Origin of the sequence: Lentzea sp. HUAS12 (genome assembly GCF_024125735.1) — a bacterium.
GTDB classification, from domain to species: Bacteria; Actinomycetota; Actinomycetes; order Mycobacteriales; family Pseudonocardiaceae; genus Lentzea; species Lentzea albida.
Genome location: NZ_CP099738.1, coordinates 4,978,057 through 5,002,017, shown reverse-complemented (window position 1 = coordinate 5,002,017; position 23,961 = coordinate 4,978,057). Strand labels below are relative to the sequence as shown.

At 69.5% G+C, this 23,961-nt stretch carries 24 protein-coding genes and 1 pseudogene; 18 read left to right on the top strand and 7 right to left on the bottom strand.

Features of this window, described 5'->3' with window-relative positions; translation table 11 throughout:
* Window positions 1-15: 15 nt before the first annotated feature.
* Window positions 16-1,365, bottom strand: coding sequence for a DUF349 domain-containing protein (locus tag ND450_RS22145; RefSeq protein WP_253320689.1), 1,350 nt, complete (start codon window positions 1,363-1,365; stop codon window positions 16-18).
* Window positions 1,366-1,535: 170 nt separating this feature from the next.
* Here ND450_RS22145 and ND450_RS22140 point away from each other — a divergent pair, with 170 nt between their 5' ends.
* The 3 genes from ND450_RS22140 to dapF are packed head-to-tail and all read left to right on the top strand — an operon-like array spanning window position 1,536 to window position 3,933.
* On the top strand, window positions 1,536-2,222 hold the full coding sequence (locus ND450_RS22140) for a class III extradiol dioxygenase subunit B-like domain-containing protein (RefSeq protein ID WP_253320688.1): 687 nt from the start codon (window positions 1,536-1,538) through the stop codon (window positions 2,220-2,222).
* Window positions 2,222-3,139 (top strand): tRNA (adenosine(37)-N6)-dimethylallyltransferase MiaA, encoded by a 918-nt coding sequence (gene miaA, locus ND450_RS22135; RefSeq protein WP_253320687.1) that lies wholly within the window; start codon window positions 2,222-2,224, stop codon window positions 3,137-3,139. Before ND450_RS22140 ends, miaA begins: the two co-directional genes overlap by 1 nt.
* Window positions 3,127-3,933, top strand: a complete 807-nt coding sequence (gene dapF, locus ND450_RS22130; protein ID WP_253320686.1) for a diaminopimelate epimerase — start codon at window positions 3,127-3,129, stop codon at window positions 3,931-3,933. Before miaA ends, dapF begins: the two co-directional genes overlap by 13 nt.
* Before the next feature lie 41 nt (window positions 3,934-3,974).
* Here dapF and ND450_RS22125 read toward each other — a convergent pair whose 3' ends face one another.
* Window positions 3,975-4,856, bottom strand: coding sequence for an SMP-30/gluconolactonase/LRE family protein (locus ND450_RS22125; protein ID WP_253320685.1), 882 nt, complete (start codon window positions 4,854-4,856; stop codon window positions 3,975-3,977).
* Window positions 4,849-6,090 carry an MFS transporter gene (locus ND450_RS22120; RefSeq protein ID WP_253320684.1) on the bottom strand — a complete coding sequence of 414 codons (1,242 nt, stop codon included), beginning with the start codon at window positions 6,088-6,090 and terminating at the stop codon, window positions 4,849-4,851. The genes ND450_RS22125 and ND450_RS22120 overlap by 8 nt, the downstream gene beginning before the upstream one ends.
* Window positions 6,091-6,148: 58 nt before the next feature.
* Here ND450_RS22120 and ND450_RS22115 point away from each other — a divergent pair, with 58 nt between their 5' ends.
* From ND450_RS22115 to ND450_RS22105, 3 genes are read left to right on the top strand one after another with little or no spacing between them, the layout of a single operon-like run.
* The gene (locus tag ND450_RS22115) at window positions 6,149-6,649 is read left to right on the top strand and encodes a transcriptional regulator (protein ID WP_256557238.1); all 501 of its coding nucleotides are present in this window, start codon (window positions 6,149-6,151) and stop codon (window positions 6,647-6,649) included.
* Window positions 6,650-6,676: 27 nt separating this feature from the next.
* Window positions 6,677-8,137 carry a GTPase HflX gene (gene hflX / locus ND450_RS22110; RefSeq protein WP_253320683.1) on the top strand — a complete coding sequence of 487 codons (1,461 nt, stop codon included), beginning with the start codon at window positions 6,677-6,679 and terminating at the stop codon, window positions 8,135-8,137.
* Window positions 8,138-8,175: 38 nt separating this feature from the next.
* Window positions 8,176-9,090, top strand: a complete 915-nt coding sequence (locus ND450_RS22105; protein WP_253320682.1) for an esterase-like activity of phytase family protein — start codon at window positions 8,176-8,178, stop codon at window positions 9,088-9,090.
* Window positions 9,091-9,235: 145 nt separating this feature from the next.
* On the opposite strand, the gene lexA is transcribed toward ND450_RS22105, so the two are convergent.
* Complete coding sequence (lexA, locus tag ND450_RS22100; RefSeq protein ID WP_177230106.1) at window positions 9,236-9,913, bottom strand: transcriptional repressor LexA; 678 nt, start codon at window positions 9,911-9,913, stop codon at window positions 9,236-9,238.
* Window positions 9,914-10,136: 223 nt separating this feature from the next.
* Here lexA and ND450_RS22095 point away from each other — a divergent pair, with 223 nt between their 5' ends.
* The 3 genes from ND450_RS22095 (at window position 10,137) to ND450_RS22085 (ending at window position 14,086) form a co-directional block, all read left to right on the top strand.
* The gene (locus ND450_RS22095) at window positions 10,137-10,430 is read left to right on the top strand and encodes a hypothetical protein (RefSeq protein WP_253320681.1); all 294 of its coding nucleotides are present in this window, start codon (window positions 10,137-10,139) and stop codon (window positions 10,428-10,430) included.
* Between the two features lie 274 nt (window positions 10,431-10,704).
* A complete protein-coding gene (gene nrdR / locus ND450_RS22090; protein WP_089924179.1) occupies window positions 10,705-11,175 on the top strand; it encodes a transcriptional regulator NrdR in 471 nt (156 codons plus the stop codon).
* Between the two features lie 70 nt (window positions 11,176-11,245).
* A complete protein-coding gene (locus tag ND450_RS22085; RefSeq protein ID WP_256557237.1) occupies window positions 11,246-14,086 on the top strand; it encodes a vitamin B12-dependent ribonucleotide reductase in 2,841 nt (946 codons plus the stop codon).
* A 119-nt stretch (window positions 14,087-14,205) separates the two neighbouring features.
* Here the strand turns inward: ND450_RS22085 and ND450_RS22080 are convergent, their stop codons facing one another.
* Entirely contained in the window at window positions 14,206-14,727 is a 522-nt protein-coding gene (locus ND450_RS22080) for an HNH endonuclease (RefSeq protein WP_089924168.1), read from the bottom strand.
* Window positions 14,728-14,824: 97 nt separating this feature from the next.
* Between ND450_RS22080 and ND450_RS22075 the strand changes: the two genes are divergently transcribed.
* On the top strand, window positions 14,825-15,376 hold the full coding sequence (locus tag ND450_RS22075; protein ID WP_253320680.1) for a hypothetical protein: 552 nt from the start codon (window positions 14,825-14,827) through the stop codon (window positions 15,374-15,376).
* Here ND450_RS22075 and ND450_RS22070 read toward each other — a convergent pair.
* Entirely contained in the window at window positions 15,351-16,139 is a 789-nt protein-coding gene (locus ND450_RS22070; protein WP_253320679.1) for a LysR family transcriptional regulator, read from the bottom strand. The genes ND450_RS22075 and ND450_RS22070 overlap by 26 nt on opposite strands.
* Before the next feature lie 22 nt (window positions 16,140-16,161).
* On the opposite strand from ND450_RS22070, the pseudogene ND450_RS46090 reads away from it, so the two are divergent.
* The 4 genes and pseudogenes from ND450_RS46090 to ND450_RS22055 form a co-directional block, all read left to right on the top strand.
* Window positions 16,162-16,512, top strand: a pseudogene (locus ND450_RS46090) (ADP-ribosylglycohydrolase family protein); the annotation flags it as partial.
* Between the two features lie 34 nt (window positions 16,513-16,546).
* Window positions 16,547-16,777 (top strand): hypothetical protein, encoded by a 231-nt coding sequence (locus tag ND450_RS22065; protein WP_253320678.1) that lies wholly within the window; start codon window positions 16,547-16,549, stop codon window positions 16,775-16,777.
* A gap of 47 nt (window positions 16,778-16,824) precedes the next feature.
* Window positions 16,825-19,341, top strand: a complete 2,517-nt coding sequence (locus ND450_RS22060) for a PEP/pyruvate-binding domain-containing protein (protein WP_253320677.1) — start codon at window positions 16,825-16,827, stop codon at window positions 19,339-19,341.
* A 10-nt stretch (window positions 19,342-19,351) separates the two neighbouring features.
* The gene (locus tag ND450_RS22055; protein WP_253320676.1) at window positions 19,352-20,008 is read left to right on the top strand and encodes an EcsC family protein; all 657 of its coding nucleotides are present in this window, start codon (window positions 19,352-19,354) and stop codon (window positions 20,006-20,008) included.
* Here the strand turns inward: ND450_RS22055 and ND450_RS22050 are convergent.
* Window positions 20,005-20,763, bottom strand: coding sequence for a DUF4239 domain-containing protein (locus ND450_RS22050; protein WP_253320675.1), 759 nt, complete (start codon window positions 20,761-20,763; stop codon window positions 20,005-20,007). The genes ND450_RS22055 and ND450_RS22050 overlap by 4 nt on opposite strands.
* 314 nt (window positions 20,764-21,077) lie before the next feature.
* On the opposite strand from ND450_RS22050, the gene ND450_RS22045 reads away from it, so the two are divergent.
* From ND450_RS22045 to ND450_RS22030, 4 genes are all read left to right on the top strand, one after another.
* Entirely contained in the window at window positions 21,078-22,040 is a 963-nt protein-coding gene (locus tag ND450_RS22045) for a hypothetical protein (RefSeq protein ID WP_253320674.1), read from the top strand.
* A 211-nt stretch (window positions 22,041-22,251) separates the two neighbouring features.
* A complete protein-coding gene (locus ND450_RS22040) occupies window positions 22,252-22,413 on the top strand; it encodes a hypothetical protein (RefSeq protein ID WP_253320673.1) in 162 nt (53 codons plus the stop codon).
* A gap of 144 nt (window positions 22,414-22,557) precedes the next feature.
* A complete protein-coding gene (locus ND450_RS22035; protein ID WP_253320672.1) occupies window positions 22,558-22,986 on the top strand; it encodes a CBS domain-containing protein in 429 nt (142 codons plus the stop codon).
* Between the two features lie 17 nt (window positions 22,987-23,003).
* On the top strand, window positions 23,004-23,945 hold the full coding sequence (locus tag ND450_RS22030) for an MBL fold metallo-hydrolase (RefSeq protein ID WP_253320671.1): 942 nt from the start codon (window positions 23,004-23,006) through the stop codon (window positions 23,943-23,945).
* The last annotated feature ends 16 nt before the right edge of the window (window positions 23,946-23,961 follow it).

Genomic DNA, 23,961 nt, shown 5'->3' with positions numbered 1-23,961 from the left:
GGGCGTGAGGAACCTCTAGCGGGTGGCCAGGGCCTGCTCGGCGGCGGCCAGCCACTCGCGCCACTGCGCCGCCTGCGCCTCGGCCTGCTCGGTGCGGCGCTTGTCGCCCGCGGCACGGGCCTTCGCGGCCTGCGCCTCGAACTGCTCCACGCGCTCGCGGAACTGCGCCACGCGGGCCTCAGCCTCGGGGTCGGACCGGCGCCACTGGGCGTCGACCGCGCCGCGGACCCTCTCCTCGATGGCGCGGAGCTTGCCCTCGAGCTCGCGGATGCGCTCGCGCGGCACCTTGCCGATCGCGTCCCACCGCTCCTGGATCTTGTAGAGGTGGTTGCGCGCCGCCTCCAGATCGGTCGACGGGTCGATCGTCTCGGCCTCGGCGAGCAGCTCCTCCTTCAGCTTCGCGTTGGCCGAGAACTCGGCGTCACGCTCGCTGAACGCCTCGGAGCGCTTCTGGAAGAACGCGTCCTGCGCGGCGCGGAACCGCTGCCACAGCGCGTCGTCGGCCTCCTTGGGCGCACGCCCGGCGGCCTTCCACTCGACCATCAGCTCCTTGTAGCGACCGGCCGTGGGGCCCCAGTCGTCGGAGTCGACGAGCTTCTCGGCCTCCTCGACCAGCGCCTGCTTCGACGACTTCGCGACCGAACGCTGGCGGTCGAGGTCGGCGAAGTGCGAGCCGCGGCGGCGGTTGAACGCGTCACGGGCCTTCGAGAACCGGCGCCACAGCTGCTCGTCGGTCTTGCGGTCGACGCCGCGGATGGTCTTCCACTCGTCGAGGATCTGACGCAGGCGGTCGCCCGCGACCTTCCACTGGGTCGACTCGTTCGCGATCGACTCGGCCTCGTCGACGAGCGCCTGCTTGCGCGCCACGGACTGGGCTCGGGCGGCCTCCTTGGCCTCCTTCGCCTTCTCCATGCCCGCCTCGGCCCGCTCCAGCACGTGCTCGACGCGGGCGGCCAGCGCCTTCAGGTCGCCGACGACGGCGGCCTCGGCCAGCTGCTCCTTGACGTGCTTCGCGCTGGTCAGGGCGTGCTTGGGGTCGCCGGCGCCGGACTTGAGCCGCGACACGAGCAGCTCGACCTCGGTGCGCAGGTCGTCGAAGCGCCGCGCGAAGTGCGCGAGGCCCTCGACCGGCTCACCGGCCTGCCACGACCCGACAGCGCGTTCGCCGTCCTCGGTCTTCACGTACACGGTGCCGTCGGCGTCCACGCGCCCCCAGCGGTCAGGGTGGTCCGACGCCACGGGGACGGCCGGAGGCGTCGCCTGCGCCGCGGTCTCCTTCGGCGTTTGTTCGACCCCGCCCTCGGCTGCACCCTCGACTGGGGCGGTCTCCGCCACGGCCTGCGGTGTGCTGTCCTGCTCCGACATCGCCGGTTCCTCCCATCTGACGCCCGTGCCTGCCACGGGCGCCCCGCCGTTGGCGGGGCCGATGCAATACGGGCGCTGGAGGGTCTCCCGTCCCCAGTTCCCCGCGCGCATTCAAACAGGTCAGAGCTCGGCTCGGTACTGGGAGTCCACGATAGGTAGCCTCGTTCGTTGTGATCACCCGCGCTGCGGTGGTGCCGCACCCACCCCTCCTGGTGCCGGAACTGGTCTCCGGCGCCGCCGCCGAGACCGAGCCCGTGCGCGCCGCAACCCTTGCCGCAGCAGGAAAACTGCCCGGTCCGTGGGTCGCGGTGGCCGTCGACGGAAGTGGCCCCTCCACGTTCGTGCCGCCGTTGTCGGGAACTTTTCTCGGTTACGGGGTCGACGTGCCCGTGACACTCGGGGGTGACCTGCCGCCGGATGCCACGATTCCGTTGCCAGTGCTAATCACCGCGTGGCTGCGCGAACGCTGCGGAGTCGAGGTGTCACGCGTTGAACTCGTGCCTCACGACCTGCCCACTTCGGATTGTGTCTCGTTTGGACAACGACTCGCCGCCGGCGCCGGGGACGCGGGACTGCTGGTCCTGGGGGACGGGTCGACGCGGCACGGCCCGCGCTCGCCGGGGTCCGACGACGAGCGTTCGGGGCCTTTCGACTCGGCGGTCCACGACCTCCTGGCGGCCGCCGACGTCGACGGCCTGCTCGGCCTCGACCCCGGCCTGGCCCGCGAGCTGGGCGCGCAGGGGCGTGCGGCGTGGCAGGTCCTCGCGGGCGTGCCCGGTCCGTGGCGCTGTTCGAGCGCCGAGTTCTTCGCACCGTTCGGCGTGGGCTACCACGTCGCCGTCTGGGAGCGCCCGTGATGACGACCCCGATAACGCCCATCGCCGTCGTCGGACCCACGGCGACCGGCAAGTCCGATCTGGCCGTCGCGCTCGCGGAGCGGTTCGGGGGAGAGGTCGTCAACGCGGACGCCATGCAGCTCTACCGCGGCATGGACATCGGCACGGCGAAGATGCCCGTGCCCGAACGGCGCGGCGTGCCCCACCACCTGTTCGACGTCCTGTCCGTCACCGAGACCGCGTCCGTCGCCGCCTACCAGCGCGAGACGCGGGCCGTGGTCGAGGACCTGCTCGCCGCCGGGCGCCCGCCGGTGCTCGTCGGAGGTTCGGGACTTTACGTCCAGGCGGTGCTCGACGACCTGAAGTTCCCCGGCACCGACGACGCGGTCCGCGAGCGGTTCGAGGCCGAACTGGCGTCCGTCGGTCCCGAGGCGCTGCACCAGCGGTTGCGGGAGCTCGACCCGGCCGCCGCGATCGCGATCCTGCCGTCCAACGGCCGCCGCATCGTGCGCGCCCTGGAGGTCATCGAGCTGACGGGGCAGCCGTTCTCCGCGAACCTCCCCAAGCCCGGCCCCGCGCGGTACGGCACCGTCCAGATCGGCGTCGACCGCGAGGTGTCCGAACTGGACTCGCGCGTCGACCGGCGCGTGGACGTGATGTTCGAGTCGGGCCTCGAAGCCGAGGTGCGCGCGCTGGTCCGGCTCGGCCTGCGTGAGGGCAGGACGGCTTCCCGTGCCCTGGGCTACCAGCAGGTGCTGTCCGCAATGGACGGAGCCTGCACGATCGACTTCGCCGCGGAGGAGACCAAGCGCGCCACCCGGCGGTTCGTGCGCCGGCAGCGGTCGTGGTTCCGGCGCGACCGGCGCATCACCTGGCTCGACGGTGCTCGGCCGGATCTTTTGGACGCCGCCGGTAGCCTTGTCCCGTGGAGTTCGTGAAGGGGCACGGCACGGAGAACGACTTCGTCGTCCTGCCCGACCTCGATGACCAGCTGGACCTGACCGTCGCCCGCGTTCAGGCGCTGTGCGACCGGCAGCGCGGCCTGGGCGCCGACGGCGTGCTGCGCGTCGTGCGTTCCGGTGGCGGTTCCGGGGGCAAGTGGTTCATGGACTACCGCAACGCCGACGGCTCCATCGCCGAGATGTGCGGCAACGGCCTGCGCGTCTTCGCCCGCTACCTGGTCGACGCGGGCCACCAGCCGCAGGGGTCGTTCGTGGTGGGCACCCGCGCCGGCGACCGCACGGTGACGACGCACCCGGACGGCTCGGTCACGAACGACATGGGCCCCGCGCGGGTCACCGGCACGTCCATCGCCGCGGTCGACGGCGCCGGCATCGGCGGCTTCGCGGTCGACGTCGGCAACCCGCACCTGGCGTGCGTCACCGACCTCCCGGTGGGGAGCTTCGACCTCACCGTGCCGCCCGGCTTCGACCCGGTGATGTTCCCGCACGGCGTGAACGTCGAGCTGATCAACGTCATCGGCGAGAACGCGCTGCGCATGCGCGTCTACGAGCGCGGCGTCGGCGAGACCCGCTCGTGCGGCACCGGCACCGTCGCGTCCGTCGCGTCGTGGCTCGCCGGCCAGGGCCGCACGACCGGTGAGGCCACCGTCGACGTCCTCGGCGGCCAGGTGCGCGTGACGATCGAGCCGACGACGTCGACGCTCACCGGACCTGCCGTGCTCGTCGCGCGCGGCGAGCTCGACAAGTCCTGGTGGGACGCCCTGGTCTAGCTGGTCCGGCCCAGCCGATATCCGATATATCAGTCGAGATTTCAGTTGAGCTCGTAGACCTCGATCTTCCCCAGCCGGTCGGGCTTGACCACGGACGGGTTCGAGTCGGGCGCCGTCAGGCACACGAGGTGGTCGTCGACGACGGCGACGGCGAAGCACGTCTGCGTCGTCTCGACCTTGTGCGTGACCTTGCCGCCCTCGGCGATCCGGAACACCGCGGGCTGCAACGCCGGCGCCACCCACACGCCGTCGCCGTCGCCGGCGATCCCGTCCGGAGCGATCCCGAGCTCCTTCACGTCGGCCCACACCCGGCGGCCCCGCAGCGACCCGTCGCGGTCGACCGAGAACGCCGTGAGCTTGAACGCGACGGTCTCGGCGACGACCAGGACGTTCCCGCTCTCGGCCTCGCCGCTCGGGTCGGGGAGCAACGCCATGCCGTTCGGGAACTTGAGGTCCTCGGCGACGACGCGGACGGAGCCGTCGGGCCCGACGAGCGCGAGCTCGGTGCCGAGCGGGTCGAAGTCCGGTTCGAGCAGCCGCGGGATGCCGACCTCGTCGATCAGGCCGTGCAGGTCGAAGCCGAAGTTGCCGACGTACGCGCGGCCCTCGGCGTCGACGAGCATGTCGTTCGCGTGAAAGGTCGCGATATCCGATATATCGGCGTGGACGACCAGTTCGTCGTTCACGAGTTTGCGGACCGTCCGGTCGAGCATCGAGACGACGAGCAGGGTGCCGTCCGGCAGCCAGCCGAGGCCCGAGGGCTGGCCGTCGAAGGCGGCGACGACCTCGTCGGCACCACCGGTGAGGTCGAGGGCGTGCACCTCGCCCGCGTAGAAGTCGGAGTAGTAGAGGCGGCCATCGGGGCCGCGCCGCGGTCCCTCGCCGAAGTGAAGACCGTCGCGCACAACCTTCGTCTCAGCCATGGGCCTCGACGCTAGACGTGGTCGGCAGGTCCCGCATAGACCGCAACGGCGAGAACAGCACCCACCCCATCCCGGCCACCGAGCCGATCAGCGAGACCCACAGCGTCGGCACGATCCCGATCCACGAGCCGAGCCCGCCGCCCAGCAGCGCCCCCAGCGGCGTCGCGCCCCACACGACCCAGCGGATCGAGGCGTTCATGCGGCCCAGCAGGTGGTCGGGGCAGATCGCCTGCCGGTAGCTCACCTGCCCGATGTTGTAAACGACGACGCCGAACGAGCTGATCGCGAGCCCGGCCATCGCGAACGCGATGCCCCACCCCGGCGTCGTGAACGGCATCAGCAGGACGAACGGCCAGGTCAGGACCGGTACGAACCAGATCAGCCTGGCCTGGCCGATCCACGTTCCGAGCCGGTGCGCGACCATCGCGCCGAGCACGCCGCCCACCCCGCTCGCGCTGAAGACCAGGCCCGCCGTTCCCTCGCTCAGCCCGGCGACGCGCAGCAGGAACAGCACGCTGACGGCGTTCTGGATGCCGTGGAAGAAGTTCGACGTGCCGGTGCAGGCGACGATCTTGCGCAGCGTGGGGTTGCTGAAGACGAACCGCAGCCCCTCCACGATCTCGCGACGCAGGTGCGGGTCCGGGTGGCGTTCCGGCGCCGGTTCGGCCGTGCGGATCCCGGCCAGGAAGAACGCCGAGCTCAGGTAGCCGAGGCCGGTCGCCAGCACGCCGTTGGCCGCGCCGAGGAACTGGGCCGCGTAGCCGCCGATCGCGGGTCCCGACACCTCGGCGACGGACATGCTGGCCTGGAGCTTCGAGTTGCCCTCGACGAGCTGGTCCCGCCCGACCAGCGACGGCAGGTACGACTGGTAGGCGACGTCGAAGAACACCGTGCACACGCCGACCGCGAGACTCACCACGATCAGCTGCGGCAGGTCGAGCACGCCCAGCCACCACGCGACGGGCACGCTCAGCATCAGCGTGGCGCGGGCGACGTCCATCGCGATCATCAGCGGCTTGCGGCGCATCCGGTCGACCCAGACGCCCGCGGGCAGTCCGATGAGCAGGAACGCCATCGTGCTCGCCGCCGCCAGCAACCCCATTTCGAACGGCGTCGCGTTCAGCACGCCCGCCGCGAGCAGCGGGATCACCGTGACGCCGACACTGGCGCCGAACTGGCTGATGGTGTCGCCGACCCACAGCCGGCGGAAGTCGTGATGCCCCCAAAGCGTCATGCCGGGGAGTCTGCGCCGAGTGATTGGAAACTGTCAATCACTCGCTTACACTGGGCGGGTGCCACCCCCGAGGAGACGCCGGCCCGCGACGAGCGAGGAAGCCGCCGCCCTGAGCTCCGACCTGCGGCTGCGGATGATCCGCATGACGTTCGACCGCCCGCTCACCAACAAGGAGCTGGCGCGGCGCCTCGGCAAGGACCCGGCCACGACCCTGCACCACGTGCGCAAACTCGTGGCCGCCGGATTCCTGGAGGCGATGCCGCCCCGCGCGGGCAACCGGGGCGCGAAGGAGATCCCCTACCGGTCCACGAAGCTGTCCTGGGAGCTTGACAACAGCGAAAATGCGGTCGCCGTCGGCGAGGCGATGTTGCACGCTTTCCTCGGCGAGGTCGCCGACATCGGGCTCCGTGACGTGGATCAGAGCCGCCTGGTCGTCACCGTCGACCCCGAGGAACTAAAGCAGCGGCTCGAAGCGTTGATGGAGGAGTTGGCCGCGCAACCGGTCAAGCCGGATGTTCCCCGTGTGGCGATCTACCTCGCGGTGTATCCGGGGGACTGAACAGGTCCGTGGGACGATGAAGGGCAAATGACGGAAAACATCCAGAGCACAGAGTTCGACCCCCAGTTCGACGACGAGTCGTGGGAAGACGACTTCTCGACGGGTGACTACGAACTCGCCGAACGCGCCGCATTGCGCCGTGTCGCGGGGCTGTCCACCGAGCTCGAGGACATCACCGAGGTCGAGTACCGGCAGCTTCGCCTGGAGCGGGTCGTGCTCGTCGGGGTGTGGACCGAGGGCACGGCAGCCGACTCCGACGCCTCGATGGCCGAGCTCGCGCGCCTCGCCGAGACCGCGGGTTCCGAGGTCCTCGAAGGCGTCGTGCAGCGGCGGGACAAGCCCGACGCGGCGACGTACATCGGGTCCGGCAAGGTCTCCGAGCTGCGCGACGTCGTGCAGTCGACCGGCGCCGACACGGTGATCTGCGACGGCGAGCTCTCGCCGGGCCAGCTGCGTCAGCTGGAGGAGAAGCTCAAGGTCAAGGTCATCGACCGCACCGCCCTCATCCTGGACATCTTCGCGCAGCACGCGCGGTCCAAGGAGGGCAAGGCGCAGGTCGAGCTGGCCCAGCTGCAGTACCTGATGCCGCGCCTGCGCGGCTGGGGTGAGACGTTGTCGCGGCAGGCCGGTGGTCGTGCCGGCGGCGGCAACGGCGGTGTGGGTCTGCGCGGTCCCGGTGAAACCAAGATCGAGACCGACCGCCGCCGGATCCGCGCGCGCATCGCCAAGCTGCGCCGCGAGATCGCCGCGATCGGCGTCATCCGCGAGACCAAGCGGGGCCGCCGCACGGCGAACGAGATCCCGAGCGTCGCCATCGCGGGCTACACGAACGCGGGCAAGTCGTCGCTGCTCAACGCGCTGACGGGCGCCGGTGTCCTGGTGGAGGACGCGCTGTTCGCCACCCTCGACCCGACGACGCGCCGCGCGCTGACGCCCGAAGGCCTGCCGTACACGCTGACCGACACGGTCGGCTTCGTCCGGCACCTGCCGCACCAGCTGGTCGAGGCGTTCCGCTCCACCCTCGAGGAGGTCGGCCAGTCCGACCTGCTCGTGCACGTGGTCGACGGCTCCGACGCCATGCCGGAGCAGCAGGTCAAGGCCGTGCGCCAGGTCCTCGCCGAGATCAACGAGAAGGCCGACGCGCCGATGCCGCGCGAGCTGCTCGTCGTGAACAAGATCGACGCCGTGGGCGACCTGGGCATGGCCCGGCTGCGACACCTGTTCCCGGACGCGTCGTTCGTGTCGGCGCACTCGGGAACCGGCATCGAGGAGCTGCGGGTCCGCATCGCCGAGCTGATGCCACGTCCCGAGGTCGTGGTCGAGGCCCTAGTGCCGTACGCGCGCGGCGAGGTCGTCGCCCGCGTGCACCGCGACGGCGAGATGCTGTCCGAGAAGCACACGGAGTCGGGCACGCTGATCAGCGCTCGGGTGCGCCCGGACCTGGCCGGCGTCCTGGAGGAGTTCGCGACGAACGGGACGCCTGCTTGATCCTCCCGCCTCCACCGGTGGACGTGTGCCCGGTAGCCATGCAGGAGCTCTCCGGGCTCACGTCCAACGGCACAGAGTTCTTCGCCGTCAGCGACAGCGACAACGGCACGCTGCGCATCCAGGTCATGGGCCGCGACTGCGTCGTGAAGCGCACGATCACCGCGCCCGTCGACCCGTACGACGTCGAGGACCTGGCGATGACGCCGGACGGCACCCTCTGGGCGTCCGACACCGGCGACAACAACAAGTCCCGCTCCACGGTCGCCCTGCACAAGGTCTCGCCCTCGGGCGCCGTGGAGCGGTTCCGCGTCACCTACCCGGACGGCAAGCACGACGCCGAGGCGTTGCTCATCGACAAGTCCGGAACGCCGTACATCATCACCAAGGAACCCCTCGGCTCCGCACTGGTCTACCGCCCCACAGCCCCACTGCGAACTGATATATCGGTGCCGCTGGAGCAGGTGGCACGCGTGTCGCTGTCGTCGACGGACACCCCCGGCGGCCCCCTGGAGGGCACCCTCGACTCGCGCCTGGTGACCGGAGCGGCCTCCACGGCCGACGGCTCCGTCATCGCCCTGCGCACCTACACCGACGCGTACCTCTACCCGGTCCCCGACGGCGACGTCGTCAAGGCGCTGTCCGGCGACCCGGTCCGCGTCCCGCTGCCGAACGAACCGCAGGGCGAGGCCATCGCCTTCGACCCGGACGGCACCCTGCTCTCAGCCTCCGAGGGCGCCGGCACCCCGATCCGCGCCGTGGCGGGCGCCGCGGCCCTGGCCCAGCCACCCGCGCCGACGACCACGACACCACCGCCACCGGCCGACGAGCAGCAGGCCGCACCCGCGAACTCGTCGAACGGCTCGTGGCAGAACTGGCCCCTGGCTCTCAGCCTGGGCGGCCTGGTGCTCGTCGTCGCCCTCGTCATCGGCCTGCGCTTCCGCCGCCGCGCCTGACCGCCGCCCGGTGACTGGGGAGCCGTGGCGAAGACCGAGAAGGTCGAGGACGCCGTCGGCCGCGCGCGAGCGCAAGCTCCACTGCCGCAGACACGCCTGAGCCCGGAACCGATATATCAGTTCCGGGCTCTGAGCCCGTCGAGAACTACGGAAGGCGCCTGAGCACCGTCACGACCTTGCCGAGGATGGTGGCCTCGTCGCCGTTGATCGGCTGGTAGGCCGGGTTGTGCGGCATCAGCCACACGTGGCCGTCCTTGCGCTTGAACGTCTTCACCGTCGCCTCGCCGTCGATCATGGCGGCGACGATCTCGCCCTGGTCGGCCGTGGGCTGCTTGCGGATCACGACCCAGTCGCCGTCGGTGATCGCGGCGTCGATCATCGAGTCGCCGACGACGCGCAACAGGAACAGCTCACCCTCGCCGACGATCTCGCGCGGCAGCGGGAACACGTCCTCGATCGACTCCTCGGCCAGGATCGGGCCACCGGCCGCGATCCGGCCGACCATCGGCACGTACGCGGGCGTCGGCTTGGACATCGGGTCGAGACCGGGGTCGATCTCGGTGGGCAGCATCCCGACCGCGCGCGGGCGGTTCGGGTCGCGGCGCAGGAAGCCCTTCCGCTCCAGCGCGCGCAACTGGTACGCGACCGACGAGGTCGACGTCAGGCCCACGGCCTCGCCGATCTCGCGCACGCTCGGCGGGTAGCCGAAACGGTCGACCCAATCGCGGATCACGTCGAGCACCTTGCGCTGACGCAGAGTCAGGCCGGCGTTTCCCGCGATCTCGTTCACCTGTGTCTCCACAAGAGCGGGATCCGGGTCGATCGTCTTGCCTGCCACGGTCGCTGTCCTCCTCGCCGCCCCCAGTTCGAATGGGATTCCGGCACTCCGTCGATCTTCGTGGTCGACGGTAGTCGTGTTTGCTGCACAGATCAAACACCTGTTCGAGGTATTTGGGCGCGTGTTGTGGCGTTCGGAGAGCGGGTCTGGTAGAAATTCGCACGGACGTTCGATCGAACCCCTGTTCGATCAAGGTGGTTGACCTGCGATGGAGGTCGTGATGGCGGTGCTCGTCGAGAAGCGGTTGCCGGGTGGCGAGGGTAGTGACGTCGCTGCCGTCGCGGCGGGACGTCCCCTCCGTTCGGGTCCTCGCGTCATGCCCCGCCGTCCTGCGACGAGGCCGCATCCCGTCGTCGTCCCGGTCAAGCGCGAGTCGAGCTCGTGTGAAGTCCGGCCGCAGCGCGAGTCGTTGTTCGAACTGATCGCGGTCGGCGTCTTGAGCGCACTCACGGTGGTCGCGCTCGGCGTGCTCTACCTACAGCAGGCGGGGGTCACCCCGTAGGTCTGCCCCTACATCTTGTGTTCTCGCTGCCCGCCGTGACGTGGACCCTCCGTCACCGGCGGGCGTTTTTGCGTAATCGCCGCTGATCGTCGGCGGTTCGCCCAACAGGGTGACACGCGTTGCGTCGTGTCGAGTTGCGCGAGCCTTGGGTTGCGATCTAGGTTCTACCCCTACATCTAGTGGTTGCACCGTTGTAAGTAGTCCACAGGTTGTGGGTAACCCGACCGGTGAGGCTGCTGCGACGGCTGCTGCGCGGGGGAAGGGGTGAGGTGGCGTGCGGTGTCCGTTCTGCCGCCATTCGGACTCGCGGGTGGTCGACTCCCGCGAGGTGGACGAGGGTCAGGTGATCCGTCGTCGCCGCTCCTGCAACAGCTGCAGCCGAAGGTTCACCACGGTCGAAGAAGCGGTTCTCGCCGTGGTCAAGCGCTCCGGCGTGACGGAGCCTTTCAGCCGCGACAAGGTCGTCGTCGGCGTGCGCAGGGCGTGCCAGGGCCGCCCGGTCGACGAGGACGCGTTCCAGGTGCTCGCGCAGCAGGTGGAAGAGTCGATCCGGTCGACGGGGTGCGCGGAAATCGCGAGCCACGAGGTGGGACTCGCCATTCTCGGCCCTCTGCGTGAACTCGACGAGGTCGCGTATCTGCGGTTCGCGAGCGTTTACAGGTCCTTCTCGTCCGTCGAGGACTTCGAGAAGGAAATCCTTGATCTTCGCACTGCGAGAGCCGAGGAAGCACCGGCCGAGCAGTGATCCGCGCGCGGTGAAGCGCGCGAGGCAAGCCATCTTTTTTCCTGAAGCACCAGTACGAGGGAGATCCACCGTGACCGAGACCGTCGGCGGCTCAGCCAAGAAGACAGCCGCACGGGCGGCTGCCAAGCCTGCCGCGCTGAAGGTCCAGCGCGTCTACACCACCGAAGGCCGCCACCCCTATGACGAGGTCACGTGGGAGCGCCGCGACGTCGTCATGACGAACTGGCGCGACGGCTCGGTGAACTTCGAGCAGCGCGGTGTCGAGTTCCCCGAGTCCTGGTCGGTGAACGCCACCAACATCGTCACCAGCAAGTACTTCCGCGGTGCCGTCGGCAGCGAAAAGCGCGAGCAGTCGCTGCGCCAGTTGATCGACCGCGTCGTGAAGACCTACGTGGGCGCCGGCAAGGAGCACGGCTACTTCACGGGCGAGCAGGACGCCGAGATCTTCGAGCACGAGCTCACCTACATGCTGCTGCACCAGGTGTTCAGCTTCAACTCGCCGGTGTGGTTCAACGTCGGCACCAGCTCGCCGCAGCAGGTCAGCGCGTGCTTCATCCTCGCGGTCGACGACACGATGGAGTCGATCCTCAACTGGTACCGCGAGGAGGGCCTGATCTTCAAGGGCGGCTCCGGCGCCGGCCTGAACCTCTCGCGCATCCGTTCCTCGAAGGAGCTGCTGTCCTCCGGCGGCACCGCGTCCGGCCCCGTGTCGTTCATGCGCGGCGCCGACGCGTCCGCGGGCACCATCAAGTCCGGTGGCGCCACCCGCCGCGCGGCCAAGATGGTCGTCCTCGACGTCGACCACCCGGACGTCGTCGAGTTCATCGAGACCAAGGCCCGCGAAGAGGACAAGATCCGCGCGCTGCGCGACGCCGGGTTCGACATGGACCTGGGCGGCGCGGACATCGTGTCCGTGCAGTACCAGAACGCGAACAACTCGATCCGCGTGTCGGACGAGTTCATGCACGCCTACGAGGCCGGCAACGACTTCGGCCTGCGCGGCCGCCAGACCGGCGAGGTCATCGAGCGCGTCGACGCCAAGGAGCTGTTCGGCAAGCTCGCCAAGGCCGCGTGGGAGTGCGCCGACCCCGGCATCCAGTACGACGACACGATCAACGACTGGCACACCTGCCCCGAGTCGGGCCGCATCACCGCGTCCAACCCGTGCTCCGAGTACATGCACCTCGACAACTCGAGCTGCAACCTCGCGTCGCTGAACCTGATGAAGTTCCTCGGCGACGACGGCCGCTTCGACGCCGTCACGTTCGCCAAGGCCGTCGAGCTGATCATCACCGCGATGGACATCTCGATCTGCTTCGCGGACTTCCCGACCGAGCCGATCGCGGACACCACCCGCAAGTTCCGCCAGCTCGGCATCGGCTACGCCAACCTCGGCGCCCTGCTGATGGCGACCGGCCACGCGTACGACTCCGAGGGCGGCCGCGCGCTCGCCGCGACCATCACCTCGCTGATGACCGGTGTCTCGTACCGCCGTTCCGCGGAGCTCGCGGGCATCGTCGGCGCCTACGACGGCTACAAGCGCAACGCCACCGCGCACCAGCGCGTCATGCGCAAGCACGCCGCCGCGAACGACCTAATCCGCACCTACCACGCGAACGACTCGGCGGTGCACAAGGTCGCGACCGAGGCCTGGCAGCAGGCCCTCGAGGTCGGCGCGAAGAACGGCTGGCGCAACGCCCAGGCGTCCGTGCTGGCCCCCACCGGCACCATCGGCCTGATGATGGACTGCGACACCACCGGTATCGAGCCGGACCTGGCCCTGGTCAAGTTCAAGAAGCTCGTCGGCGGCGGCTCGATGCAGATCGTCAACCAGACGGTGCCGCGCGCCCTGAAGGCCCTCGGTTACCTCGACGAGCAGATCGAGGCGATCGTCGAGTTCATCGGCGAGCACGGCCACGTCGTCGACGCGCCGGGCCTGCGCCGCGAGCACTACGAGGTCTTCGACTGCGCCATGGGCGAGCGCTCCATCGCGCCCATGGGCCACGTGCGGATGATGGCGGCCACGCAGCCGTTCCTGTCCGGCGCGATCTCCAAGACCGTCAACATGCCGGAGACGGCGACGGTCGCGGACGTCGAGGAGATCTACTACCAGGGCTGGAAGCTCGGCCTGAAGGCGCTCGCGATCTACCGCGACAACTGCAAGGTCGGCCAGCCGCTGTCGGCGGGCAAGGGCGCGAAGGCGACCGAGGAGAAGAAGGCCGCCAGCGAGACCGTCGTCGAGTACCGCCCGGTCCGCAAGCGCCTGCCGAAGAAGCGCCCGTCGCAGACCGTGTCGTTCACGGTCGGCGGTGCCGAGGGCTACCTGACGGCCGGTTCGTACCCGGACAACGGCCTCGGCGAGGTCTTCGTCAAGCTCGGCAAGCAGGGCTCCACCCTGGCCGGCGTGATGGACGCGTTCTCGATGTCCATCTCCGTGGGCCTGCAGTACGGCATCCCGCTCGAGTTCTACGTCTCGAAGTTCCAGAACCTGCGCTTCGAGCCGGCGGGCATGACCGACGACCCGGACGTCCGCATCGCGACGTCGGTGCTCGACTACCTGTTCCGCCGCCTGGCCCTCGACTACCTGCCCTACGACAAGCGCGCGCAGCTCGGCATCTTCACCGCCGACGAGCGTTCGGCGCAGGTCGCGGGCGAGTACGGCGGCCCGACGACGTCCGACGTGGACCTCGAGGGTCTGCGCCAGTCGGTGGAAGCGGTCGAGGCCGCGCCGAAGCAGGTCGAGACCGTCGTCGAGACGCCGAAGCACGTCGGCAGCTCCACCGAGCTGCTGGAGCTGCACCTCGGCAAGGCCGCCGACGCGCCGCTGTGCATGACCTGCGGCACGAAGATGCGCCCGGCCGGCTCGTGCTACCTGTGCGAGGGCTGCGGCAGCACCTCCGGCTGCAGCTGACAGCGGTAGCTGGACGCTGTAACCGAACAGCGGTCGGGGCCTCGACGCGTCACGCGTCGAGGCCCCGCCTGTACGTGGCGTCTCTCAGAGTTAGACGCTCTAACCGGAGTTGCGGACCGTCACGGCAGCTTGATGCCGTGACGGTCCGCCAGCTTCTTCTCGACCTCCGCGATCACGCACGCGATCGTCGACGGGTTGAGCCGTCCCTCCCCGAAGCGGACGACGGTCTTCGCGAACTCGTCGGCCGCCAGCGCCCGGCACTCGGCGTTCAGCGAGCGGTGGTCGACCCCCGCCTCCTTGAAGCACTCCAGGGGCTTGCGTCCGAAGATGACCTCGAACTCCTCCCAGCCCCGCAGCGTCCAGTAGGTGTCGTTGACCGCCACGGACGTCGCGCGCAGCCACCTCCACAGGTACTGCGGGTCCTGGTGGCTCGGCGACTCGCTGACGCACCGGCCGCACAGCAGCACGACGTTGTCCGTGGTGCGGACGCCGCCCATGGACGGCGGTACGACGAGGTGTTGCTCCAGTGAGGACCTGTAACCGCAGCGCCAGCAGCGTTCGTGGGCCGTGCTCCAGTCGATGACGAGGTCGACCTCGTGCTCGACCCAGTACGCGACGACCTGCCGGTTGGTGATGCCCAAGTGGTCCTCCCCAGTTCTTGCCTCCCCTGTCGGTCGTGAAGGCGATTCCGTTTCGCCCACTCGCAACTGATAGAACATCTCGCATTAAGGGGGATAGATGCCTTCGTTCGACGACTTGCGCCGTTACCTGCTCGGACAGCTCAACGCCGCTGTCCGGCGTCCCGGCATGTACGGCGGTGAGGCGGTGATCCTCACCTTGCTCGACGCGCTGGCGTTCGCCGACGACCGCACGGACCGGTGGCAGAACGAGCTCGAGGCGTTGGTCAAACGCGGCGCGGCGAACGCGGCCATGGTCAGCGGCGCGGTCCACGAGGCGCTCGGCCACCGCAGCGAGGACGTCATGGCCTCCGTGTACGCGGACCTCGCGCACCGGCAGGGCTGGCTCAGCCTCGACGCGGACAGCCGCATCCCCGGTGTGCTCGGCGAGCACGACTGCCTGCTCGACGACGTGATCGCCGAGTACGGCGAGCCGCCGTTGTGGCTGGGCGGCACGAACCCCAAGTACTCGAAGACGCTCGGCTACCCGGACAGGTCGGGGTCGCTCGTGTTCTTCCACTTCATGCCCGAGATGCGGCTCATGGCGACGAGGCGTGGCGACGGCGGCTTCCGCGACAGCTTCGTCTTCACACCTGCCGGGCTATCGCGATGAAGTCGTCGATCAGCGGCGTGTGCCGGTGGGCGGCCCACGCCAGCGCGACCTCGTTCGGCGCGATGTCCTCCACCGGCACGTGCACCAGGTCCTCGCGCGAGTAGAACACCGCCGTCGACAACGGCAGGATCGTCACCCCGCCGTGCAGCGCGACGTGCTCCAGCTTCTCCTCGACGGACCGGATCCCCGGCGTGCTGTCGTGGTGCACGATCCGTTCGCCGGCCAGGTCCGCTTGCCGCACGCCCTCCTTGCCCGCCAGCCGATGTGTTGCCGGGAGCACGGCCACGCACGGCTCGGTGGCGAGCGGCGCGATCCCCAGCCCGTCCACCGGCACCGGCAGCCGCACGTACCCGACGTCGACGCGGCCGTCGTGGATCACGTCGACCTGGTCCGTCCACGTCGTGCGCACCACGTCGACCCGCAGCCCGGGATGCCGTGACGCCAGCAGCCGCACCGCGGGCGTGATGACCAGGCCGGGCATGAATCCGACCGCGAACGTGCCGGCCGCGCCCACGCGTCGCAGCAGGGCCGAAGCCTGCGCGAGCAACGGCCGCGCGTCGGCCAGCAGCCGCTCACCGGACGGCGTCAGCACGGTCCCCTTGGACGACCGGTCGAACAGCTGGACCTTCAGCTCGGCCTCCAGTGCGCGGATCTGCCGTGACAGCACCGGCTGCGCGATGTGCAGGGCCTCGGCGGCGCGGCCGAAGTTCAGGTGCTCCGCGACCGCCACGAAGTACCGCAGCTTCCGCAGGTCCAAATCCATGCGACCAGCGTAGGTCAGACCGATGAAATCGCAGGTGATGCGCATAGTTCTGCACACTCGTGCGCGCCTGGGACCTCGCATACGCCTCGCTCGACGGGCTCTCCGTCGGCGACGCTTTGGGCGCTCAGTGCTTCATTGTCGGCCACTCGTTGCCCGACCTCGTGGCCGGCAAATCGCCACGGGCCCGTGGGAGTGGACCGACGACGCCGAGATGGCCTGCAACCTCGTCGCCGAACTCCGAGACCACGGCGCCGTCGACCAGACCCGGCTCGCGATGACGTTCGCCGGCCGCTGCGAGCCCTACCGCGGTTACGGCGCTGGGGCTTTCACGATCCTGCACGAGATCCGCCAGGGCACACCGCCGCGACCTGCTCGGCACCGTCCTCGACCACCTCGGGGACTCGGTCGTGCGCAAGGGGATCGACAGGGCGCGCAAGATCGGCGACGTCGAGGAGGCGGCCAACGTGCTGGGCAACGGCTCGCGCGTCACGGCGCAGGACACCGTGCCGTTCACGCTCTGGGGCGCCGCCCACCACCTCGACGACTACCGCGCCGCCTTTGTCGGAGGCGTCGTCACGGGTCCGCCGGACGACTGGCTACACGCGGGGAGATTTATTCATCGCGTGTTGAGTTTTTGACCGAACGCTCGTAACCTCCTCTTCAGGCGGAACCCGGAGGGGACACCATGGCGCTCACGATCGGCTTCAAGTCCATCGACGGCTCGATGCTCGCCACCGTGGGCGGCAAGGCCGCGAACCTCGGCGAGCTCACCAGGGCCGGCCTGCCGGTGCCGCAGGGCTTCTGCGTCACCACGGACGCCTACCGCGCCGTCGTGCAGGCCGGTGACCTGGCGGGCACGACCCCGGACAATGCCCGCAGAACGGTGCTCGAAACCCCTGTGCCGCAGGAGATCCGGGACGCGGTCGTCGCCGGGTACCGCGAGCTCGGCGACGCCGTGCCGGTCGCCGTGCGGTCCAGCGCCACGGCCGAGGACCTGCCGTTCGCGAGCTTCGCGGGTCAGCAGGACACGTTCCTCAACGTCGTCGGCGAGGACGCGGTGGTCGACGCCGTGCGCCGGTGCTGGGCCTCGCTGTGGACGGATCGCGCGGTCAGCTACCGCGAGACGAACGGCATCGACCACACCACGACGTACCTCGCCGTTGTCGTGCAACGGATGGTGCAGTCCGCGGTGTCCGGCGTGATGTTCACGGCGAACCCCGTCACGGGCACGCGCGACCAGATCGTCATCGACGCCAGTCCCGGCCTCGGCGAGGCGGTGGTGTCCGGCGCGGTGAACCCCGACCACTTCGTCGTCGACGGCGACGAGATCGTTGAGAAGCGGTTGGGCGACAAGAAGTTCGTCATCCGCTCGCTGCCCGGCGGCGGCACCGAGCACGTCGAGGTCGGGGAGAGCGGCGACCAGTGCCTCACCGACGGGCAGGTCCACGCGCTCGCCGTCCTCGGCCGCAAGGTCCAGGCGCACTACGGATCACCGCAGGACACCGAGTGGGCCATCGACGACGACGGCGAGCTGCACCTGACCCAGGCGCGTCCGATCACGACGCTGTTTCCGTTGCCGGACAACCCCGACGGCGGCGCCCACGCCTACTTCTGCTTCAGCCTCGCCCAGGGTCTCGAACGCCCGATCACGCCGATGGGACGTGCGGCGTTCCGCGAGATCGCCAAGTCCGCCTTCGAGATCGTGATCGGCGATCCGGCGAGCCGGTCCTATGTGGAGGCCGGCGGGCGCATCTTCTTCGACGTCACCAAGGTGTTGCAGAGCAGGGTCGGCCGCGAGTTCGTCACGCGCCTGCTCGGTGTGATGGAGGCGCGTTCGTCCGAGGTGTTGAAGGGCCTGTTCGACGATCCGAGGTTCGCGATCAGGAGCTCCTCGCCGACGCCCGCGCTCAAGCGCGTCCTCAGGCTCGCCCGCCGGTTCCACGTGCCCGTGACGGCGGTGAAGGCGTTGGTGAACCCCGAGAAAGCCGTGCGCACCGCGTTGCTGCTGGAACGCGAGGTCCTGGAGAAGTCCGCGAACCTCTCGATCGAGCAGGCGTTGCGGCAGTGCACCGTGCCGGTGCTGCCCAGGCTCGCCCCCACCGCGCTGATCGGGTTCGCGATGCTCGGCCTGGTCGGCAAGGTCGTGAAGACGAAGCCGGGCGAGCTGCAGACCGTGCTGCGCGGCCTGCCGAACAACATCACCACCGAGATGGACATGGCGATGTGGGACCTGGCGCAGGAGATCCGGCACGACCCCGCCGCGCTGCGGCAGTTCCAGGACGGGGAACGCCCCGCGGCGCTCGACCGCTTCCTCGCGCGGTGGGGTCACCGCGCCGTCGCCGAGATCGACCTGGGCCTGCCGAGGTGGTCGGACGACCCCGCGCACGTCATCGGCGTCGTGAGGAACTTCCTGCTCCTGGAGGACGGCCAGGCCCACCCGGACGCGGTGTTCGCACGCGGTGCCGCCGAGGCCGAGGCGATGATCGAGACGCTCGCCCGGCGCGCCAGGGGACGCGGCTGGTTCGTGCGCTTCGCGTTGCGCCGCACCAGACTGCTCGCCGGCCTTCGCGAGTACCCGAAGTACCTGATCATCACCTTGTTCGGAGCGCTGCGGAAGCGCATCGCCGAGTTCGGCGCACGGCTCGTCGCGGACGGTCGCCTCGACACCGCGGACGACGTGTTCTTCCTCGACTTCGAGGAAATGCGCTCCTCGCAAGGGGATCTGCGCCCGCTGGTGGCCGCGCGCCGCGAGGTCCACGACCGCGAGATGCGGCGCAGGCACATCCCGCGCGTGCTGCTGTCCGACGGCACGGAACCCGAAGCCGTCCACCACGGCACACCGGTCGAGGGCGACCTGGTCGGCACGCCGGCGTCGGCGGGCACGATCACCGGTGTCGCGCGCGTCGTCATGGACCCGGTCGGCGCACACCTCGAACCCGGCGAGATCCTCGTGGCACCGTCGACGGACCCAGGCTGGACGCCGTTGTTCCTCACGGCGGGCGGCCTGGTGATGGAGATGGGCGGCGCGAACTCGCACGGCGCGGTGGTGGCGCGGGAGTACGGCATCCCGGCGGTCGTGGGCGTGCGGGAGGCCGTGTCCAGGATCAGGACGGGGGAGCGGATCACCGTGGACGGCAGCACCGGCGCGGTGACCGCGCTCGACCGCCCGGTCGAGGTCTCGCAGAGCCCTGTGGACGCGTAATGTCGGGATTGTGGCTGAGTCCAAAGGTGAGCTGAACAAGGTCCAGCAGGGCATCGCCGACTACCTGCTGCGCGCCGGTGTGGACGGCTTCGGACCGTTCAAGAGCGCCCGCGAGTCCGCGTCCGACGCGCTGGTCAAGAGGGGCGACGAGGCCGCCGCGATCCGGCACCTCATCCGCACGCACGTCGCGCTGGCGGGTGCCCAGGGCTTCGTCACGAACCTCGGCGGCCTGATCACGCTGCCGGTCTCGCTGCCGTCCAACGTCGCGGCCACCTACGTCATCCAGACGCACCTCATCGCGTCCATCGCGTCGTTGCGCGGCCACGACGTCGACAGCGACGAAGTGCAGATGGCCATCCTGCTGTGCCTGCTCGGCAACGCGGGAACCGAACTGTTCAAAAAGGTCGGCATCAAGCAGTTCACCAAGAAAGCCGCGTCGGCGCTCATCACGAAATACGGCACGAAGAAACTCGGCACGATCGCGGCGAAGGGCGTTCCCCTGCTGGGCGGCGTCATCGGCGGTGGCGTCGACGCCGCCTCTACCAGAGCGGTCGGCTCATTCGCAAATCGCTACTTCGCCCAGACGAACCCGTTGCCCAAGGTCATCGACGGCGAGGTGTTGTCCGTGGAGATCGAGGAATCGGACGGAACCACCGATTCGCGCTAACTCAGCCTGTCCAGTGCGGAGCTGAACGCGTCCGACGGGATGAGCACGCCGCCGTCGAACGGGTTCTGCAACTGATATATCGCGAACAGCAGCAGGACCAGCGTCGAGCTCAGCGTGACGGTGATGAGCAGCTGCGACGTGAGCGTCGGCCCACCGAACAGGTACGGGAACAGCAGCGACAGCCCCGTGCCGATCAGCAGCGCGAGCCACACGACCGGGTTGACGCCGTTGTCCGCCGCGTCCAGCCGCTCCTGCCTGGCCTGGTACGCGTTCCAGAGCTGGTTCGCGGCCTCGGCCTTGCGGTCCTCCTGCCAGTCGCCGTCCGGCGCCGCGGCCGAGATCGTGTCCCTGAGCCGGTTCAGCGTGAGCCAGCCCTGGTTGTCGACGGTCTCGCCCTCACGCATGCGGGGCCACTCGTCCTGCACGACGGTCGACACGTAGTCGCGGATCAGCTCGTCGACGGTGGACTTCGCGGGCTCGGGCAGCGAGTCCGACGCCCAGTCGACCGCGACCAGCGCGTTGGCCTCCTTCTGCACCTGCTCCTGCGCGCCGTTGGCCGCGTCGAACAGGGAGATCAGGATGAACGCGGCGAGCACCGCGTGCAGGCCGGCGACGATGCTGAACACCGATCCGCCCGCGCCGAGGTTCTTCTCGCCCACTTCCTCCGAGCCGAACCGGCGGGTGACGACGACGAGAACGGCGGAGATGACGGCGGCGCCGAGAACCCAGAGCGCGCCGCTGAGGTAAATGCTCAATTCGGCTCCTTTCTGGTGTGGGATTAGACCACGGTCTACTGTGACCGGTACAGCACGGTCTGGTTGAGAGCAATGGTCAGGTGGGAATGCGCGGCCACAGCAGTAATACCCGGTTGTCGTATTGGGCTGCTCCATTCCGGTTGCGGCGGAATACGCTCGCACTGGGTGGGGTCGCGTCCCTTCTCGCGCTTTCCGCGCCGTTCACCAGCGCCGTTGCTCAGGCCGCAGCGCCGAACTGTGACGCTTATCAAGTGCGTTCATCCCATCGTGGAGAACTCTCGATGTTCACGAAAGTGGACGTTTCATCCGGTGGAGTGACAGAAGTAGCTCGCCTGGACTACGCGGTGAATGCACTGGGGTACTCGTCCGCACTGGGACGCCTGGTCGGCATCACGTCGAAGGGGCACCACTGGTGGAAGAACCCCTCCCACGTCGTGCTGATCGACACCAAGGGCGCGGTCAACGACCTCGGACCCGTTGACGCGCACTGGTTCCGCACCGACGACGTGTCCGCAGGAGCCGTCGTGGGCACCACGTTCTACGTGCGCGACCACGCCCGCCTGCACGCCATCGACATCGACCCCGCCAGCCCGTCGTACCTCAGGATCGTGCGGACCGCCGTGCTGGACTGGCCCGCGCTCACGCTCGACGACTTCACCCCCGACCCGCTGACCGGAAGGCTGACGGGGGTGTCGGCGGCGGGCTGGGGGCCGGGCGAGGTCGTGTCGTTCGACCCGGTGACCGGACGGGTGCTGAGCAGGACCGAGATCGCCGGGCTGCCCGGGAGGTCCACCTACGGCGCCGTGGTGATCGACGCGGCCGGCACCGTGCACGCCATCAACAACGGCTATCAGGGCAGCAGTCGTCTCTACCGCACCACGGGTACCTCGGCGGTCGAGCTGTCGACCGGCCCGCAGATGGGCCTGATCGACGCGGCGGGCTGCCTGCCGAACCCGATGCCACCCCGCGTCGAACCTCCCGAGCCGCGTCCGGAGGTCCCGCTCGTGCCTCCCGCTCCACCCGTGCAGGTCCCGGCTCCGCCCGCGCCGGGCGCGGTTCCCGTCGTGCGGCAGCCTCCGGCCGCCACGCCCACGCCGCCCCCGGCGACGCCACAACCGGCGCCGGTGCGCACCGCACGTCAGAAAACCCAAGCGCGCCAAGACCTCGCGCTCGACCCCGAGACCACGCCGATGACCAAGTCCCGCAAGTGGGCGATGGTCACCATCATCATGGTGATGCTCGGCGCCGGTGCGGCGGCAGCGCGCGCACGGGGGTAGTTCGCGCCGGATTAATTCGGTTGGCACGAGGTGGCGGCGTCGCTAGCGTTGCGGGCATGTTCTTCATCTGATGAAGCCCCGCGGCGCTCTCGACGCCGCCCTCGCGACCTCGATGTCGCGCTGTTCTCCGGTGACCCAGGAGCGGGTCCATCTCTCACGGCCGTCCTATCGCCGTGCCTTCTGCACGACCTCTTCGCGAGGAGGCTTTCGCATGCCTGACACCACCCAGCCCGAACAGGGCAACCGAGCCGCGCGTCGTGCGCGGAAGCGGGGCAAGCAGGACCAGAACACGCACTTCGCGCTGCCGCAGCAGCGGGTGCCGATGGTCCAGCCGCGCCAGTTCGCGATGCGTCGCCGCGGAGGATCCGCGTAGCCGACGCCGAACGGGGCGCGACACCAGCAGGGGACGTGGTCTTTCGACCACGTCCCCTGCTCTCTTCGTGGGCTCGATCTCCCGTTCTGTCCGGATCCGATCTAGCCTGAGGTGCTACCGGACCGACAGGATCGGAGGCGCCTGATGAGGATCGCTGACGTGTTGCGGACCAAGGGATCGGCGGTCGCGACGATCGCCCCGGACGTTCCCGTGTCCGAACTGCTCAGAGCGCTCGCCGAACACAACGTCGGCGCCATCGTCGTCGTCGGGTCTTCGGGCGTCGAGGGGATCGTGTCCGAGCGCGACGTGGTGCGGCGGCTGCACGAAACGGGTGTCGACCTGCTGTCTTCCCCCGTGTCGGCGATCATGACCGCCGAGGTGTTCACCTGCACCCCGTCGGACACGGTCGACAGCCTCACCGTCGTGATGACCGAACGGCGCTTCCGCCACGTGCCGGTGCTGTCCGACGGGCGACTGGTCGGCATCGTCAGCATCGGCGACGTGGTGAAGAGCCGCATCGGCCAGCTCGAACAGTCGCAGGACCAGCTGCAGGCCTACATCGTCCAGGGCTGATCACTACGCTCGACCGGGTGAAATCTTCTCCCGGCCGGCCCGATCTCGCCCCGGAACTGGTGCAGGTCGCACCAGGGGTCCACGCCTACGTCCAGCCCGACGGGTCCTGGATGATCAACAACACCGGCGTCGTCGTCGGCACCGACGACACGTTGCTGCTCGTCGACACCACGTCCACCGAGGCGCGCAACCGCGCGTTGCTCGCCTCGGTGGCGTCTGTGTCTCCTGTGGACCCCACCTACGTGGTCAACACCCACCACCATGGCGACCACACGTTCGGCAACTGGCTCGTGCCGCCGTCGACGGTGATCGTCGGCCACGACGCGTGCCGCGAGGAGGTCCTCGCCGCCGGCCTGCTGGCCGCCCACGTCCTGACCGGCCCGGACTACGGCCACATCGAGGTCCGCCCGCCGTCGCTCACCTACAGCACATCGCTGACGCTGCACCTCGGCACGCGCGTGGTCGAACTGCACCACCCCGGCCCGGCGCACACCCGCGGCGACACCGTCGTGTGGCTGCCGGCCGAGCGCGTCCTGTTCACCGGTGACCTGGTGTTCGCGGGCGGGCAACCGTTCCTCGCGGAAGGCAGCATCACCGGCTACCTGTCCGCGCTGGAGTTCCTGCGCGCGTTCGACGCCGACGTCGTCGTCCCCGGTCACGGACCGCTGCTACGCGGTCCCGAGATCAACCGCGTCCTGGACGACCTCGTCGCCTACACGACCTACCTCGCCGAACTGGCCGCGTCCGGCCACGCCGCCGCCAAGACCCCGATGGAGGTCGTCCGCGAGGCGGGGGAGACGCGGTTCTCGACGTGGCAGGAGTCCGAACGCCTGGTCGGCAACCTCCACCGCGCCTACCACGAGCTCGACGGCAAACCGCTCGCCGAACGCCTGGAGCTCCTCGCCGTCTGGACTGACATGACGGAACTCCACGGCGGCCCGATCGCCTGCCACGCCTGACCGAACCGATATATCA